Annotated in this window: 16 protein-coding genes; 8 read left to right on the forward strand and 8 right to left on the reverse strand. The window is 74.9% G+C overall.

Annotated elements, in window-relative coordinates; all coding sequences use genetic code 11:
* Window positions 1–310 precede the first annotated feature (310 nt).
* Window positions 311–835 carry a hypothetical protein gene (locus tag OHA34_RS36485; protein ID WP_285936746.1) on the forward strand — a complete coding sequence of 175 codons (525 nt, stop codon included), beginning with the start codon at window positions 311–313 and terminating at the stop codon, window positions 833–835.
* A 57-nt stretch (window positions 836–892) separates the two neighbouring features.
* Here OHA34_RS36485 and OHA34_RS36490 read toward each other — a convergent pair whose 3' ends face one another.
* From OHA34_RS36490 to OHA34_RS36510, 5 genes are all read right to left on the reverse strand, one after another.
* Complete coding sequence (locus OHA34_RS36490; RefSeq protein WP_285936745.1) at window positions 893–2,764, reverse strand: APC family permease; 1,872 nt, start codon at window positions 2,762–2,764, stop codon at window positions 893–895.
* Between the two features lie 90 nt (window positions 2,765–2,854).
* The gene (locus OHA34_RS36495) at window positions 2,855–4,012 is read right to left on the reverse strand and encodes an acyl-CoA dehydrogenase family protein (protein WP_285936744.1); all 1,158 of its coding nucleotides are present in this window, start codon (window positions 4,010–4,012) and stop codon (window positions 2,855–2,857) included.
* A 17-nt stretch (window positions 4,013–4,029) separates the two neighbouring features.
* Window positions 4,030–5,208 carry a winged helix DNA-binding domain-containing protein gene (locus tag OHA34_RS36500; protein WP_285936743.1) on the reverse strand — a complete coding sequence of 393 codons (1,179 nt, stop codon included), beginning with the start codon at window positions 5,206–5,208 and terminating at the stop codon, window positions 4,030–4,032.
* 38 nt (window positions 5,209–5,246) lie between these two features.
* Window positions 5,247–5,579: a hypothetical protein gene (locus tag OHA34_RS36505; protein ID WP_285936742.1), complete on the reverse strand. Its 333-nt coding sequence runs from the start codon at window positions 5,577–5,579 to the stop codon at window positions 5,247–5,249.
* A 102-nt stretch (window positions 5,580–5,681) separates the two neighbouring features.
* Window positions 5,682–6,254, reverse strand: a complete 573-nt coding sequence (locus OHA34_RS36510; RefSeq protein ID WP_285936741.1) for a TetR/AcrR family transcriptional regulator — start codon at window positions 6,252–6,254, stop codon at window positions 5,682–5,684.
* A 114-nt stretch (window positions 6,255–6,368) separates the two neighbouring features.
* Here OHA34_RS36510 and OHA34_RS36515 point away from each other — a divergent pair, with 114 nt between their 5' ends.
* Complete coding sequence (locus OHA34_RS36515; RefSeq protein WP_285936740.1) at window positions 6,369–7,619, forward strand: FAD-dependent monooxygenase; 1,251 nt, start codon at window positions 6,369–6,371, stop codon at window positions 7,617–7,619.
* Here OHA34_RS36515 and OHA34_RS36520 read toward each other — a convergent pair.
* From OHA34_RS36520 to OHA34_RS36530, 3 genes are all read right to left on the reverse strand, one after another.
* On the reverse strand, window positions 7,609–8,865 hold the full coding sequence (locus OHA34_RS36520) for a hypothetical protein (RefSeq protein ID WP_285936739.1): 1,257 nt from the start codon (window positions 8,863–8,865) through the stop codon (window positions 7,609–7,611). The genes OHA34_RS36515 and OHA34_RS36520 overlap by 11 nt on opposite strands.
* A 124-nt stretch (window positions 8,866–8,989) precedes the next feature.
* Window positions 8,990–10,777 (reverse strand): ABC transporter ATP-binding protein, encoded by a 1,788-nt coding sequence (locus OHA34_RS36525; RefSeq protein ID WP_329520155.1) that lies wholly within the window; start codon window positions 10,775–10,777, stop codon window positions 8,990–8,992.
* Window positions 10,774–12,750 (reverse strand): ABC transporter ATP-binding protein, encoded by a 1,977-nt coding sequence (locus tag OHA34_RS36530; RefSeq protein ID WP_285936737.1) that lies wholly within the window; start codon window positions 12,748–12,750, stop codon window positions 10,774–10,776. The genes OHA34_RS36525 and OHA34_RS36530 overlap by 4 nt, the downstream gene beginning before the upstream one ends.
* A 170-nt stretch (window positions 12,751–12,920) precedes the next feature.
* Here OHA34_RS36530 and OHA34_RS36535 point away from each other — a divergent pair, with 170 nt between their 5' ends.
* The 6 genes from OHA34_RS36535 to OHA34_RS36560 all read left to right on the forward strand — a co-directional run bounded on the left by OHA34_RS36535 (window position 12,921) and on the right by OHA34_RS36560 (window position 16,488).
* On the forward strand, window positions 12,921–13,616 hold the full coding sequence (locus tag OHA34_RS36535) for a TIGR03085 family metal-binding protein (RefSeq protein WP_285936736.1): 696 nt from the start codon (window positions 12,921–12,923) through the stop codon (window positions 13,614–13,616).
* A 254-nt stretch (window positions 13,617–13,870) separates the two neighbouring features.
* On the forward strand, window positions 13,871–14,077 hold the full coding sequence (locus OHA34_RS36540; RefSeq protein ID WP_018657218.1) for a cold-shock protein: 207 nt from the start codon (window positions 13,871–13,873) through the stop codon (window positions 14,075–14,077).
* Between the two features lie 144 nt (window positions 14,078–14,221).
* The gene (gene hisI / locus OHA34_RS36545; RefSeq protein WP_285936734.1) at window positions 14,222–14,611 is read left to right on the forward strand and encodes a phosphoribosyl-AMP cyclohydrolase; all 390 of its coding nucleotides are present in this window, start codon (window positions 14,222–14,224) and stop codon (window positions 14,609–14,611) included.
* 3 nt (window positions 14,612–14,614) lie between these two features.
* The gene (locus OHA34_RS36550) at window positions 14,615–15,250 is read left to right on the forward strand and encodes a Trp biosynthesis-associated membrane protein (protein ID WP_285936733.1); all 636 of its coding nucleotides are present in this window, start codon (window positions 14,615–14,617) and stop codon (window positions 15,248–15,250) included.
* Window positions 15,247–15,909, forward strand: coding sequence for a winged helix-turn-helix transcriptional regulator (locus tag OHA34_RS36555; RefSeq protein ID WP_329520156.1), 663 nt, complete (start codon window positions 15,247–15,249; stop codon window positions 15,907–15,909). Before OHA34_RS36550 ends, OHA34_RS36555 begins: the two co-directional genes overlap by 4 nt.
* Before the next feature lie 36 nt (window positions 15,910–15,945).
* Window positions 15,946–16,488 carry a DUF2752 domain-containing protein gene (locus OHA34_RS36560; protein ID WP_285936731.1) on the forward strand — a complete coding sequence of 181 codons (543 nt, stop codon included), beginning with the start codon at window positions 15,946–15,948 and terminating at the stop codon, window positions 16,486–16,488.
* Window positions 16,489–16,588 lie beyond the last annotated feature (100 nt).

Raw genomic sequence — 16,588 nt, forward strand, 5'->3', positions numbered from 1 at the left:
CAGAATACCCGGTTGCGAAACCCGCCGGTCAGGCCGGGGTCCCCAGCGGGAGGTCGGGCGGGTTCGGCACGTGCCCCTCTTCGCTTCCCGGACGGGACGTCACCGGCCCGCCGCGCCGGGCCGGTCAGTGCGGGCGGGCCCGTCTGGCGGCGGGCGGGGTTCTCTGGGATCGTGTCGGCGACAGAGCAGCGCCGCAGGATCTTCTCCGTACGGGAGAACGGGGAGGACCGAGATGTGGGCCGGGCCGAACACGCCGACGGGACCTGCGCCTCCCGGGCCCCCGCCGTCCGGCCGGCCGCACCCTCCTCCGGTGCGGCCCAGGGCGGGCTGGTACGCCCTGCCCGCCGTGCTGCTGCTGGCCGCCTCCGCCGGGTTCCTCGGGGTGCTCGCCTGCACCTGGGAGGACGTCGAGGCCGCGGACGGGCCCGTCGTGTCGGGCGACCCGCGGATCGGGGTGACCGTGCGGCTGGCCGAGGGCCGCACCTACTTCGTCTACGTGCGCGAGCACGCCTCCAGCCCGTATAGGTGCGCGGTCGCGCTCGCCGGGGCGTCCGGGCCTTTGAGGCTCACCCGGGAGAACTCCTGGAGCGCCGCCGGCCATCCGGGCTACCGCTACACCGCGACGTTCAAGGCCCCGCTCACCGGCCCCGCCCGGCTCACCTGCCGCGGCGAGGGCGGCGGGCTGCTGGTGACCCCGGACGGCACCGTGCGCACCTACCGTGGCCTGGCGTTCCTGGGCGCGGTCGGCGTCGCGGGCCCGGCGGTCCTCGCCATCGCGGTCATCGCGGTGACCCGCCGCCGTTCGGCGGGCAGGGCCCGGGCCGCCGCCGGCTGATCTCCGGACGGCGGGCCCGCCTTGCCCTGGGGCGCCCGCCTCGCCCTGGCGTCCGCCTCAGCGCGTCGTCAGCCGGTACGGGTAGGTGCAGACGATGACGTCGAGTTCGGTGCGCAGCAGCGTCACCAGGATGGCCGGGCGCGGGTCCTGGAGGAGCCGGTACCGCCAGCGCCGCGGCTCGACCTCCGGGACGAGCACGGCGACCGGCCGGTCGCTGTGCTTCTCGCGCACGAACGTGATGATCGGCCTGATCAGCGACCGCTGCGGGCTGGTCAGCGTCTCCAGCCGCACCCCCGGGTCCCATCGGTCCCATCGTTCGCGGAACGCCGCCGCCTGGTCGGCCTCGGTGTGCACGCTGACCGCGATCACCTCCAGCCCGAGCGTCAGCGCTGCCCCGAGCGCCTGCCCGGTCAGCCGGTCGATGCCGGCCACCGGCACGATCACCACCTCGGCGGGGTTCCGCGCCGGGGCGGCGACCAGGTCCGCGCCGATCTCGCGGTCCACCGCGCGGTAGAACGCCTGGATCCGGGCGAACAGCAGCATCACCAGCGGGATGATCACCACCACCACCCAGGCGCCCTCGGTGAACTTGCTGGCCAGGAAGACCGCCGTCGCCGTCGCGGTCATCGCCGCGCCGGCGCCGTTCAGCGCGGCCCGCGCCGCCCACCGCGGCGGGCGGGTGGACCACCAGTGCCGCACCAGCCCGGTCTGGCTGATCGTGAAGCCGATGAACACCCCGATCGCGTACAGCGGGATGAGGCGCGCGGTGGCCGCGTCGACCACGATGAGCAGCACCGCCGCGAACAGCGCGAGCGTCACGATCCCGAACCGGAACACCGGCCGCCGCGACCGCAGCGCGAACAGGTGCGGCAGCCGGTGGTCGCGGGCCAGCAGGCTGAACAGCACCGGGAGCCCGCCGAAGCTGGTGTTGGCCGCCAGCGCCAGGATCAGCGCCGTCACGAGGTTGACGGCGTAGTACAGCCAGCCCGCCCCGAACGCCCCGGCCGACAGCTGCGCGAGCACCGTGACGCCCGCGCGCGGCGCCACGTGGTCGCGGGTGATCAGGGTGGCGAGGCCGAGCAGCATCGCCCCGAGCAGCACGCCGAGCATGATCTCGGTGTGCTGCGCGCGGCGGACCCGCGGCTCCTGGAACGCCGGGGTGCCGTTCGCGATCGCCTCCACCCCGGTCAGCGCCGAGCAGCCGGCCGAGAACGCCTTGAGGATCAGCACGATGCCGACGGCCTCCACGGCGTGGACCGGCCGCGCCCCGCCGACCACCGCCGCCGGATGCCCGCGGACCAGCCCGGCGGCCACGATCCCGAGGATCAGCACCACGAACGCCGCCATCGGGAGCATCAGCACCCGCGCGCTCTCGGCGATGCCCCACAGGTTGACCCCCGCGATCACCAGCAGCCCGCACAGCGCCATCTCCAGGAGGTGCCCCGACAGGACCGGGAAGGCCGAGGCGATGCTGGCCGCGCCCGCCGACAGGCTCACCGCGACCGTCAGGACGTAGTCGACGAGCAGGCTCGCCGCCGCCAGCAGGCTGACGGGCTGCCCGAGGTCCCTGCGGGCGACCGCGTAGGAGCCCCCGCCGTCCGGGTGGACGGCGATGACCTGCCGGTAGGACACCACGAGCACCACCAGCAGCACCGCGATCACGGCGGCGACCGGCAGCGTGAACCGCAGTGCGGCGGCCCCCGCCGCGACGAGCACCAGGACGATCGCCTCCGGCCCGTACGCGACGGAGCTGAACGCGTCCAGCGACAGCGCCGCCAGCCCCCCGAACGCGGTGAGCCGCTCGCGGTCGCCCTCCCCGCGGTGCGGCGGGACCCGCGGCGCCGCCCGTGCGGGAGGACGCGCCGCACCGTCCCCCGTCCCGCCCTCCACCACGCGCGCCCCCCGTCGCGTCCGCCAGGCGATGATCACCTACCCGCGTCCCCGCCCGGCTACGCCCGGTCGGAGGTCAGGGGAGGTCCGCGGTCGGGGGCGGGCCGGCCGATCCCGGACGCGGGGCGGTCAGCGCCGCTTCCGGGCGTCGGCGGCGAGGTGCCGGCCGATGACCATCCGCTGGATCTGGTTGGTGCCCTCGAAGATCTGCATCACCTTCGCCTCGCGCAGGTGCCGCTCGACCGGGAAGTCGCGGGTGTACCCGTAGCCGCCGAGCACCTGGACCGCGTCGACCGTCACCTTCATCGCCGCGTCCGTCGCGACGAGCTTGGCGATCGACGCCTGCCGCGCGAACGGCAGCCCGCGGTCTTTGCGGCGGGCGGCGTCCAGATAGGTCGCGCGCGCCGACTCCACCGCCGCCGCCATGTCGGCCAGCAGGAACGAGAGCCCCTGGTTGTCGATGATCGGGCGGCCGAACTGCTCGCGGCCGGTCGCGTAGGACACCGCGTGGTCGAGGGCGCCCTGCGCCAGCCCGACCGCGCACGCCGCGATGCCGAGCCGCCCGGAGTCGAGCGCCGACAGCGCGATCGGGAACCCCTGCCCCTCGGCGCCGAGCCGCCACCGGGCGGGCACGGCGGCGCCGTCGAAGTGGAGCTGCGCGGTGGTCGACCCGGTGAGGCCCATCTTGCGCTCGGGCGGCCCGAAGGTCAGGCCCGGCATCCGCCCCTCGGTGAGGAAGCAGGAGATGCCGCGGCCCCCGTCGTCGGACGTGCGCGCGAAGAGGACGTAGAAGTCGGCCTCGCCGCCGTGGGTGATCCACGTCTTGGTGCCGGTGATCCGGTAGTGGTCGCCCTCGGGGACGGCGCGGGTGCTGAGCGCGCCCGCGTCGGACCCGGCATGCGCCTCCGACAGCGCGTAGCCGCCGAGCAGGTCGCCGGCCAGCAGGGCGGGCAGCCGCTCGCGCTGCTCGCCGGCGCCGTAGGCCGACAGGGGGAAGCACGACAGGGTGTGCACGCTGACGCCGACGGCGACCGACGCCCACACCGAGGCGATCTCCTCCAGCACCTGGAGGTAGATCTCGTACGGCTGGCCGCCGCCGCCGTCCTCCTCGGGGTAGGGCAGGCCGAGCAGCCCGGCCCGGCCGAGCAGCCGGAACATCTCGCGGGGGAACGCACCGGCCTCCTCCGCGGCGGCGGCGCGCGGCGCCAGTTCCCTGCGGGCGAGGTCGCGGGTCAGGGCGATGAGGTCTTCGGCTTCGGGGCTCGGGAGCATCCGTTCGGCGGGCATGCCGACATCTTCGCGGATCAGGCGGTCAGTTCGCGTTCCAGGGGGGTGCGGAACCGGGGGACGGCGCGGACGTCGGCGTAGAACGCGGTGGTGCGGGCGGCCTCGGCCTCGATCGACGCCTTCGCCTCGGCGCCCGGGTCCTCCAGCAGCCGCACCGCGATCTCGCCATCGGCGCGCTGGGCCCAGCCGCCGACGACGCGGCCGTCCCACCATACGGTCGGGCCGATGTTGCCGGTCTTGTCGAACAGGGCGGGCCCGTGTCCGCCGAGGAACCAGCCGCGGTCCTGCCAGCCCATCGGGGTCGGGTCGAGCGCGGGCAGCAGCGCCGCCCACGGTTCGGCGGGCGCGACCGGCTCGGTGTCGTCGGCGAGCACCAGCCCGGTCGTCCCGCCGAGGCCGGCCTCGACGACGTCCAGCGCGGCGACGGCCTTCCTGACGTCGCCGGCGCTCCAGCCGGTCCACCACTTCAGGTCCGACAGGGGGGCGGGGCCGAACGCGCGCAGCCAGCGCCGGGCGACCTCGGCCCGCGCCTCGGCGGGCGGCGTGCCGGGGATGCCGCCGGGGAACCAGGTCTCGATCGGCGCCCACCGGTACTGGCTGCTGGACCACGACCCGTTGGGGCGCCCGCGCGCGATGCGCCCCGCGCAGCCGAGCGTCAGCAGGACCCAGGTGGTGATGCCGGTCGGGCGCGAGTACGGCTTGCCGGGCGAGGTGTCGACCTGGGTGCGCAGCCGCGGCTCGTCGGCGCTGAGCTGCGCGCCGGTCGCCTCGCCGCGGGCCAGCAGCGCCCGGTGGGCCGCCTCCTCGACGTCGGCGAACCAGGCGGCGGCGTCGCCGTCGACGACGCCGGCCCGCTCGACGAACCGGGAGTAGGTGCGGCGCTGCCTGGCCGCCAGGGCGTCGGCGGTGGACGCCTGCACGGCCGGGACGAACTCGGCCGGCACCACGAACATCGTCCGCCGCATCGCCAGCATCCGCAGCAGCGACCGGTCGTCGTAAAGGGCACGCTCGACCGCGCCGGGGCCCGCCGTGACGCTGCGCGCCGCGACCGCCAGGAAGACCGAGGCCGGGTCGCTGGCGTGCAGCGCCACCATGGACCGGACGATCTCGCGGACGTCGTCGGTGCGGTCGCCGGCCGCCAGCCGGTGCCGCCGGCCGAGCCGCGCCCGCCGCTGCGCGGTGTCGATCTCGATCATGCGCGGGAGCCTACGCGGGGGGGACGACGGTCCGGGCGTCAGCCGTTGTTGGCGATCTTCACGACCACCTGGTCCTTGGTGACCGACTGGACCGAGACGTCGAAGCCGTCGGCCTGCTCGTTCTCGCCGACCGGCACGGTGATCCGCTGCCCGGCCACCTTCAGGGTGACCGAGCGGCCGTCCACGCCGATCAGCTCGGCCTTGACGCCGAGGATGGAGGCGTTGGCGTCCACCCCGCGATCGAAGGTGATGGTGCAGGAGCGGGCGCCGCAGTCGGTTTTGCTGCCTTCGCCGCCGCAGGCGGCCACGGTGCCCAGGGGCAGCAGCACTAGAGGGAGCAGGGCCAGTTTCCGCCGGACGGGGGAGATCATGGCACCGAGTCTACGGGCGGCCGTCCCGCCGGCCCCCCTCCCTGAGACCGAACGTCCGGGGCCGGAAAGTAGTACCAGGCGGTGACCCGCGCGCCCGTCCCGTCACCGGGGGAGCGGCTCGGTGAGGTAGCGCTGGACGGTGGGACCGATGTTGGCGATCAGCGCGTCCGCGCCGAGGCCGGTGAGCGGGGGCAGGCACAGGATGTAGCGGCACAGCGCCACCCCGAGGAGCTGGGTGGACACCAGCCCGGCCCGCGCGGGCAGCTCGGCCGGGTCGGCCACCACGGGGGCGAGAGCCCCGGCGACCTGGACGCCGAACACGGTGCGCATCCGCTCGGCGGCGATGTCGTTGGTGACGGAGGAGCGGAACAGCACGATCAGCATCTCGTCGGAGAGGCTGCCCTCCCACCGCTCGACGAAGTGCCGGACCAGAGTCTGCCCGACCTGGTCGCGGGGGACCGCGCCGAGGTCGGGCGCCATCAGGTCGATGTCGGTCGCCGCCGCGAACAGCCCGTCCTTGCTGCCGTAGTAGCGCATGACCATCGACGGGTCGATGCCGGCGTCGGCGGCGATGGCGCGGATGGTCGCGCGTTCGAAGCCGTCGGCGGCGAAGCGGCGCCGGGCCGCCGTCAGGATCGCCGTGCGGGTCTGGTCGGAGCGCTGGGTGAAGGCCATCCGGACAAGGATAGCCAACAGGTGTTGGCAAACGTCCGGCGGGCGGTTAGCGTTGAGGTCAACAGCCGTTGGCAAACTGCTGTTGGCCAACGGACGTCGACGAAGGAGGACGCCATGTCCACCCAGAACGGCCCCCGCATCCCGGAACCGGCCGTCCGCCCCGCCGGGGCCGCCCCGGCCGCCCCACTCCCCACGAGCGCCGACGTGCTGATCGTCGGCGCGGGCCCCGCCGGACTGGCGCTCGCCGCCGGCCTCGCCGCACGCGGCGTGGACGCCGTCGTGGTCGACCGCCTGGCCGAGCGCGGGACCACCTCACGCGCCATCGTCGTGCACGCCCGCACCATGGAGGTCCTGGACGGCCTCGGTGCCGGCGCCGAGCTGGTGGGACGCGGGCTGATCGTGCCGCGCTTCACCATCCGCGACCGCGACCGCATCCTGCTGGCGATCGACCTCGGCGGCCTGCCCACGGCGCACCCCTACATGCTGATGGTCCCGCAGTACGTCACCGAGGCGGTGCTCCTGGACCGGCTCACCGCGCTCGGCGGCCGGGTCCACCGCCCTTGCGAGCTGACGGGCCTGGAGCAGGACGCCGGAGGCGTCACCGCCACCATGGCGTCCGGCGAGACGATCCGCGCCCGCTACGTCGTCGGCGCCGACGGGATGCACAGCGCCGTGCGCGAGCACGCGGGCATCGGCTTCACCGGCTCCGCCTACCCCCTGTCGTTCGTGCTCGCCGACGTGCGGATGGAGTGGGCGCTCGGCCGCGAGGAGGCCGCGGTCTTCCTCGCGCCCGCCGGGCCCGCCATCGTGGCGCCGCTGCCGGGCGGTCGCACCCGGGTCGTCGCCGCCGTCACTGGCCCGGCGCCCGAGCGTCTGAGGTTGGACGACGTGCGGGCCATCCTGGACGCGCGCGGGCCGATGAGGAGCCGGGCCAGGGTGACCGAGGTCGAGTGGAGCTCGCGGTTCCGGGTGCACCGCCGTCTCGCCGACCGCTTCCGGGACGGCCGGATCTTCCTCGCGGGGGACGCCGCCCACGTGCACAGCCCGCTGGGCGGCCAGGGCATGAACACCAGCATCCAGGATGCGGCCGACCTCGCCGGGCGGCTCACCGCCGCGCTCCGGCCCGGCGCCGGGCCGGACGGTTACGAGGCCGCGCGCCGTCCGGTCGCCGAAGGCGTGGTCGCCTTCACCGACCGGTTGACCCGCGCCGCCACGCTCGACGGCTCGTCCCAGCGGTGGGTCCGCAACCTGCTGCTGCGGGGGGCCGGGCAGATCCCGGCCGTGCGCCGTGCGGCGGCGATGAACCTGTCAGAGCTCGCCGCCGACGGCGTCCGCCGGGCCGGGGCGGGGGCCCCTAGGTCATGAGCCGCGCGGCGGAGGTGGCGCGGACCTCATGGTCCTCGGCGGCGTCGTGCTGGAGCCGCTGGAGGCGGATCCGGGTCTCGTCGGTCAGCGGGGCGAACCGGGCGGCCTCGTCGCGGACCTTCTCCTCGCAGTCCCACAGCCCCTCAACGGTGTAGGACTCGGCGGTGTGCGGGGCGGTGCGGGTCAGCGCCGTCAGGACGCGGGGCCGCAGGTAGGCGTAGGCGGATTCGGTCCAGGCGGACTTCAGCAGCGGGACGGCCTCGCCCGCGCGCAGCCGTCCCAGCCCCTCGATCGGCCCGGCGGCGGCGGACCAGTCGCGCCGGTCGAGCGCCGCGCGCAGCTCGCTCATCAGCAGCGGGATGTCCTGCCGGGTGCCGTGGCGGGCGAGGATGCGCAGCCCCATGTCGGCGCAGCCGCCGCGCGCGGTCGCCCACGCGCGTGCGCGGGGGAGCGCCTCGGGCCCGTACTCGCACAGCGCCCGGCACACCGCGCCGCCGAATCTGCTGGGCCGCTGGGGGAGCAGCTCCTCGGCCAGGTCGAGCAGGCCGAGGGCGCGTCTGCGCCCGAGCTCGAAGATGGCCGCCACGGCGTCGTTGTCACGGCCCCTGGCGAGCTGGAGGAGTTCGGTCTCGCTGCGCTCGGCCCGCCGTCCCGACGCGGCGCCGGGACGGCGGCCCAGGGCGGCGCCCCGGCGCCGCTCCAGGGCCTGGGCTATCCGCGGCTGCCCCGCCGCCCAGGTCTCGACCACCGGGTTGCGCGGCCCCGCCACCAGCAGGTCGAGCTCGACGTCGTCGCACCGCGCCGCCACCAGGCCCTCCAGGCCGAGCGTCAGGGACGGGTCGCGCAGCCCCGCCAGGGCGTCGAGCGCGTCGAACCACTGGGCGCCCTCGTCGGCGTACTGGCGCAGCACGAGGGCCGCCTCGCGGCGGCTGAGCCGCACCAGGTCGGCCAGCACGTCCAGGGCGAGCTGCGCCCGCCAGTCGCCGTCGTCGGTGGCGTCGGCCGGATCGAACAGGTGCTCGGCGACCGGCCCGACCGGCAACTCCAGGTCCACCATCAGCCGGGCGTAGTAGAGCCCCCGATCCTCGCATTGCGGATCCCAGCGCGGATCCCGGCGGACGCAGTCGTAGACGTACTCGCCCGCGCCCGGCTCGTCCGCCGCGCGCCGGGCGGCACGGCCCAGGCCGCGCTGTAGCTGCCCGTGCAGCGTGCCCGCTGATTCCAAGACGACCTCATAGCTGCTCACCCCAGCAGAATGCGCACTCGACCAGATAACGGGCAAGTGCTTTACCCCAGGTCGTCACAGCAGAAAGTCCGGACCGCCCCGGAAACCGACGCCGGGCGCACCGCGGACGGGCGCCCGGCGCGGCTCAGATCGAGCGCTGCGCGATCCAGGACCGGTGCAGATCGGCGTACACGCCGGGGACGGCGACCAGCTCGGCGTGCGGCCCGCGCTGGACGATCCGGCCCGCGTCGAACACGATCACCTCGTCGGCCGCCTCCGCGGTCGACAGCCGGTGCGCGATCGAGATCGCGGTACGGCCCCGGGTGACCCCGTCCAGGGCGCGCTGGATCCGCACCTCGGTGGCCGGGTCGACGGCCGAGGTCGCCTCGTCCAGCACCAGCAGGTCGGGGGCCGCCACGTACGCGCGGGCGAGGGCGACGAGCTGCCGCTCGCCCGCAGACAGGGACTCGCCGCGCTGCCCGACCGGCGTGTCCAGGCCGCGCGGCAGCCCGTCCAGCCAGTCGGCCAGCCCGAGCTCGGCGATCGCCGCGGCCAGCTCGCCGTCGGTCGCGCCGGGCCTGCCGTACCGGACGTTGTCGGCCAGCGTCGCGTCGAACAGGAACCCGTCCTGCGGCACCATCACGACCCGCTCCCGCAGGGACGAGAACCGGACCCGGTCCAGCGGGACGCCGTCGACCAGGACCCGGCCGGACACCGGGTCCATCAGCCGGGTCAGCAGCTTGGCGAACGTCGTCTTGCCCGACCCGGTCTGCCCGACGATCGCGACCCGGCTGCGCGGCGCGATCGCCGCGTTCACCCCGTGCAGCACCGGCGGCCCGCCCGGGTAGGCGAACCCGACCTCCTCGAAGCGCACCTCGATCGGGCCGCGCGGCAGCGTCTGGCCCGCCTCGCCGGGGTCGGCGACGTCGGGGACGGTGTCCAGCACCCCGAGCACCCGGCGCCATCCGGCGATCGCGTTCTGCGCCTCGTTGAGGGTCTCGGTGGCGGTCTGCATCGGGCTGACGAACAGCGTCACCAGGAACAGGAACGCCACCAGCTCGCCGGCCGTCAGGTGCCCGCCCACCCCCAGCAGCGTGCCCGCCACCACGACCGCGGCGGTCGCGGCGGCGGCGACCATCTCGCTGGTGGGGAAGGTCATCGCGACCAGCCCCTGCGCCCGCGTCTGCGCCCTGCGGTGCTCGTCGACGGTCGCGTCCACCCGCTCGGCGGTGCGCTCCTCCGACGCGTACGCGCGGATCACCGGCGCGCCGACCACCGACTCGCTGACCGCGGCCAGCAGGTCGCCCATCCGCTCGCGGACCCGCGTGTAGGCGGCCGACACCAGCCGCTGGAAGCGGCGCAGCGCGAACGTCAGCGGCAGGAACGCGGCCCACACCAGCAGCGCCAGCGGCCAGGAGTACACCAGCATCAGCACGCTGGCCACCGCGAGCTGCCCCAGCGACACGATGATCATCAGTCCGCCGAACTGCATGAACTGGCTGATCTGGTCGACGTCGCCGGTCACCCGCGACACCAGCGCGCCGCGCCGCTCCCCGTTCTGGGTGAGCATGGACAGGTCGTGCACGTGCCGGAACGCCTTGACCCGCAGCGCCGCGAGCCCGCCCTCAGTGGTCTTGTACAGCCGCACGTTCATCGCGTACGCGCTCACCGCCGTCACCAGCACCGCCACGGCGCACAGCAGCACCGCCGTGCGGATGAACGCCGTGTGGGGGGCGCCCGTGTCGCTCAGCCCCTTGTCGAGGGTCTGCTGCACCGCGATCGGGACGACGACGCGTCCCGCCGTCGCCACCAGGGCCAGCAGCAGGGTCCCGGTCAGCCCCGCCCGGAACTCCGGGCTCAGCCGCAGGCCGCGCCGCAGCGTGCTCAGCGCCCCCTCGTCGGCGGCGACCTCGTTCAATGTCGTCGTCGTCACGCCAACGCCCCTTCCCCGCCCTCGAACGCCTCTTGCCCCGCCGGACGCCGCTCGCCCGTCTCCAGCTCGCCCGTCTCCAACCCGCCCGTCTCCAGTTCCGCCTCCCGCGCCTCTGCCTCCCGCTCAGCCTCGGCGCGCTCATAGGCGTTCACGAGCTCGCGGTACCCCTCGGAACGCTCCAGTAGCTCCGCATGCGAGCCCTGCGCGGCCACCGTGCCCCGCTCCAGGAAGACGACCTCGTCCGCCAGCGCGATGGTGGCCTTGCGGTACGCGACGACGATCACGGTGGCGCCGCCGCCGCCCTCGGCGGCCTGCGCCTCCCGGAGGCTTTGCAGGATCCGCGCCTCCACCTGCGGATCGACGCTGGAGGTGGCGTCGTCCAGGACCAGCAGCCGGGGCCGCCGGACCAGGGCGCGCGCCAGCGCGAGCCGCTGCCGCTGCCCGCCCGAGAGGGTCGCGCCGCGCTCGCCGACCCTGGTGTCGAGCCCGTCGGCCAAGGCCGCCACGAACCCATCGGCCTGGGCGAGCCGCAGCGCCTCCCAGATCCGCTCGTCCGGCAGGTCGAGGCCGAGCGCCACATTGTCCCGGACGGTGTCGTCGAACAGGAACGTCTGCTGGGGGACCAGCGCGGCGGTCTCGGCCACGCCCCCCTGCCGCACGTCCCGCACGTCCAGGCCGTCCAGCAGCACCGACCCGTCCGAGGGGTCGACGAGCCGGACGAGCAGCGAGGTGAGCGTCGACTTGCCCGACCCGGTGGGCCCGACCAGCGCGATCGTGCGCCCGGGGGCGGCCGTGAACGACACGTCGCGCAGGACCTGCCTCCCCTGCGCGCGGCCCTCGCCGGTCGCCTCGGTGCCGAGGTCCTCGTCGGCACCGTCGCCGTCCGCCTCGTACCCGAAGCGGACCCGCCGGACCTCCAGCGCCGCCGCCTTGTCCTCGTCCAGGGCCCGTCCGCCGAACGGCATCGAGCCCCCGGCGTCCAGGACGCCCCGCACCCGCTCCCAGCCGACGACGCTGCGCGGCACCTCGGCCAGCACCCAGCCGAGCGCCCGGATCGGCCAGGCGAGCAGGGTGAACAGGTAGGCGACGTGCACCAGGTCCCCCGCCGTCATCGCCCCGGACTGGAGCCGCGCCGACCCGATCAGCAGGACGGCGAGCACGCCGAGGTTCGGCAGCGCCTCCAGCACCGGGTCGAACAGCCCCCGGATGCGCCCGACCGCCACGTTGGCGTCCCGCAGCGCCTCCGCGCCCGCGCGGAACCGCTCGGTCTCGGACTCCTCGCGGCCGAGCGTCTTGACCACCAGACCGCCCTCGAAGCTCTCGTGCGCCACCTCGCTGACCTCGGCGCGCAGCCGCTGGGCTCGGGTCGCGACCGGTGAGAGCCTGCGCTGGTAGACCACGTTGAGCAGCGCGATCGCCGGAAAGACCAGGAAGCCGACGATCGCCACCACCGTGTCGGTGAGCAGGATGGACACCGCGGCGATCAGCAGCATGACCACCACGCCGACCGCCATCGGCAGGGGCGCGATCGGCGCCCAGGCCGCCTCCACGTCGGCGTTGGCGTTGGACAGCAGCTGCCCGGTCGGGTGCCGGTGGTGCCAGGCCAGGGGCAGCCGCAGGTACTGCCGGGTGACCTCGCGCCGGTAGCGGGCCTGCATGCGGTACTGCATGAGCCCGGCGTAGAACCGGCGGCCCGCCACGCCGAGCGCCTTGAACAGCGCGACTCCGACGATCGCCGCCGCGGCCCCCGACAGCGCCCCGGCCGTGGTGTGCCCGGAGCGGAACGCCGGGAGCATGACGTCCTGGGTCACCCAGCCGAGGACCTGCGCGGTGGCGACCGTCATGGCCGCGTAGAGCGCGCTGGCGAGCACCGACACCGTGAAGACCGTCGGCTCGGCCTTGACCGCGACCCACAGCACGCGCCCGCCCTCCCTCAGGACGTGCGGGCTGACGCGTCTGGAACCTGATGGCACGGATTCTCCTCGATCACGGGGGGCGCGGGCGCGCGCCAGGGGGGCTCCCCGCGTGCCGGTTCGCGGGGATACGGGGGCTGAATATGCCTACCATCCGATAAGGGCGCTTATTCCCGTACGGCCGCGCACCGGTCATTCCGGTCGGCCCCCGCACGGCTTACGATCGGCGTATGAGCACGCCCGCCGACGAGTCCGGCCGACCGGCCCGGAGCATCGACCCGGCGCGCCGCGAGCGGCTGCTCCTGTGCGCGGCCCTTGCCGAGGCGGGTCCCGGCGCCCCGACCGAGTGCGCGGGCTGGAACACGGCGGACCTGGCCGCTCACCTCGTTGTCCGAGAGGGCCGCCTTGACGCCGCTCCCGGAATACTGGTGCCGCCGCTGGCCTTCTACACAGAGCGCGTCCGGCGGCGCACGGCGCGGAAGGTGCCCTTCGACCGGCTGGTCGATCGGATTCGCCGCGGGCCGCCGAAGTCGTCGCCCTTCGCGGTTCCGGTCGTGGACAAAATCGCCAACGCGGTGGAGTTCTTTGTTCACCACGAGGACATCCGCCGGGCGCGTCCGGACTGGGAGTCGAGGACGCTCCCCGCGGGTCTCGAGGAACTGCTGTGGCGAAGGATTAAAATTGCCCGGTTTGTCCTAAAGAAAGTGCCGGTCGACGTCACCCTCGTCCAGCCGGACGGGCGGAGCCTTCACGTCTCCGGCGCCCGGCGGGGCGCCTCCGGCGGCGCGGCCGGTCCAGTGCGCGTGCACGGCCCCGTAGGGGAACTGGTGCTCTGGGCCCTCGGCCGGACGGGCGTGGCGCGGGTCCGCGTGACCGGGCCCACGGACTCTGTCAAGACCCTGACGAAGTCGGGTTGGGGCTTTTAATGGGCCGGTAACGCCGTGGTTCGCCGAGAGGTGAATCGTGAGGGATGCGACCCCTCCGCTTTGCGGGGAACCGGTGATACGGTGGCCCCGTCGGTTGCAGTCGTGGTTCTCGATCGTTTGTCCAGACGCCCGCGGACTGATGGCAGCGGGCGTTTTGGCTTTTCCGGGGACCGTACCGGTAGGCGAGGGCGTTCCGCAGTGACCGCGCCGGGCCCACGAGGTGTGGGCCCATGTTTTGCCGCAAGGAGAAAGACATGCCCCAGCAGGGCACCGTGAAATGGTTCAACGCCGAAAAGGGTTTCGGTTTCATCGCCGTGGACGGCGGCGGACCGGACGTCTTCGTGCACTACTCGGCGATTCAGTCCTCCGGGTATCGCACGCTGGACGAGAATCAGCGCGTCCAGTTCGAGGTGACACAGGGTAACCGGGGTCCGCAGGCAGACCAGGTCGTCCCCCTGTAACACCCCCTAGCCGTACGTCAGGGCCCGTCTCTCCCCGGGGAGGCGGGCCCTTTCGCGTCCCGGCGGAAGGGAAAAGCGGGCCGGGGACGGGGCCGGGCGGCGGGGCCGTGCCGGATCGCGCGGGCGACCCGGCACAATGGATCCATGTCCGCTCGCCCGTCCAATCTGGACCCCAAGATCGCCGACCGTCTCAAGCGCACCGACGACGGCCTCGTCCCCGCCATCGCCCAGCAGCACGACACCGGCGAGGTGCTCATGCTCGGCTGGATGGACGACGAGGCGCTGCACCGCACCCTCACCACGGGCCGCTGCACCTACTGGTCGCGCAGCCGCCAGGAGTACTGGGTGAAGGGCGAGAGCTCGGGCCACCAGCAGTGGGTCAAGTCGGTCGCCCTCGACTGCGACGCCGACGTGGTGCTGGTGAAGGTCGACCAGGTCGGCGGCGCCTGCCACACCGGCGACCGCACCTGCTGGGACGCCGACGTGCTCGACGCCGTGGTCGGCGAACGGCCCGCGACCGGCGAGGGTGAATGACCGGTGTCCCCCGGGCGTGAGCGCGGCCTGACCGCGCTGATCTGCGCGGCCGGAGCCGGCCTCGCGCTGCTGGCCGCCGGCCGCCCCTGGGCGAGCGTCAAGGCCAGGGAGGCCATCACGCCGTTCGTGCAGGACCTGACCGGACGCGATCTCGGCGGCGCCGCGGGCGCGCTCGGCTGGGCCGGGCTCGCCGGGCTGGCGGCGCTGTTCGCCACCCGCGGACGCGTCCGCGCGGGCGTCGGGGTCCTGCTGGCGCTGTTCGGCGCCGGCGTCGTCTACAGCTCCGCCATCGCGGTCCGGCACGCCCACGTGGTGTCGGTGGCCGGTGAGAAGAGCGCGCTGCTGAGGCTGGGCTCCCGGCCCGCCGCCGACGTCAACCTGTGGTGGACGGTGTCGGTGGCCGGGGGAGTGCTGCTCATGATCGCCGGGCTGATCGCCCTGGTGCGCGGGACGCGCTGGCCGGGGATGTCGGCCCGCTACGAGCGGGAGGCCCCCGCCGCGTCCCACGACGGCGGGCCGGGCGGGCCGGGCGGCGCCGGGGGCGGGTCCTCCGCGGACGTCCCAGACGACCCGTCCAGCCTGTGGAAGTCCCTCGACCGCGGAGAGGACCCGACGGCGGCGCGGGAATCCCGCCGGTGAGCGCCGAGGGCGGCGGGCTGGTCCTGGTGGTCGAGCACGAACCGCCCGTCGCCGAGCTGGAGCGCCGCTACCTCGCCCGCGAGGGCTACGAGGTCGAGATCGAGACCGACCCGGTGCGGGCGCCCGCCGCCGCCGCGCGGATCCGCCCCGACGTCATCGTGCTCGACCTGTCGGTGTCGGCACGGCCCGCCGATCTCTACCGCCGCGTGGCGGGCGCGGCGCCCGCCGCCCCCGTCGTCGTGGTCGTGGCCGGGCCCGACCCGGCCGTCGGCGACCTCGGGGAGCGCCGGGTGACCCGCCCGTTCGGCCCGCGCGTGCTGGTCGCCGCGGTCGGCGACGCGCTCCGCCGGAGCGGCGAGGCCGACGCGCCGGGGCTGCTGCGCGCCGGCCCGGTGATCCTCGACCCGAGCGCCCGGACGACCCTGGTCGGCGAGCGGGACGTCGGCCTCACCGTCACCGAGTTCGACCTGCTGGAGTTCCTGATGGCCAATCCCGGCCGCGTCTTCACCCGCGAGCAGCTCCTCGGCGCCGCCTGGGGGCCCGGCGCGGGCGCGGGCAGCCGCACGGTCGACGTCCACGTCGCCCAGCTCCGCGCCAAGCTCGGCGCCGACAACCCCCTCCGGACCGTGCGCGGGGTCGGATACGTCCTGGACGCCTGAACCCTGATCCGGGGCGCGGCGTCTAGGCTGGAGGCCGTGACCCGCGTACCCGCGCACGACGACGTCCCAGCTCACGGCCGGGCACAGCACCCGCCCGGCCCGCAGGCGTCCCACGGCGCCCTCGACCGGCCGGGCCCGCCGCGAGGGCGGCCGGGCGGCCGGCCGGACGGGCCGGGAGGCCGCGGGGTCTGGATGCGGCTCGCCCCGGCGCTGGTGCTCGGCGGGGTCCTCGCGGGGACGGCCGTGGTGGCGAACGTCGACCCCCACCGGCCGGGCCACTACCCGACCTGCCCCTTTCTGTTCCTGACCGGCCTGTACTGCCCCGGATGCGGGGGGCTGCGCATGGTCAACGACCTCGCGCACGGGCACGTGGGAGCCGCGTTCGGCTCCAACCAGCTCCTGTTCCTGCTGATCCCCGTCGCGGCCTACCTGTGGGGACGGTGGGCAGTGCGCACCGCGCGGGGCCTCCCGATGAGGTCGGCGCTGCTGCGGCCCGCGACCGCGCATGTGGCCGTCGGCGTCCTGCTCGCTTACGGGATCGTCCGCAACCTGCCGTTCGCGCACGTGCTGGCCCCGTGACGCCCGGACCGTCCGGCCGTGCCGCGCCCCGCGTCCCGCCGGGGAGGCGCTGACCCCCCTCCCGGATGCGAGGCCCGGCCGCCGGTGCGGCTACGATCGG

It is taken from the genome of Spirillospora sp. NBC_01491 (assembly GCF_036227065.1).
GTDB classification, from domain to species: domain Bacteria; phylum Actinomycetota; class Actinomycetes; order Streptosporangiales; family Streptosporangiaceae; genus Spirillospora; species Spirillospora xylanilytica.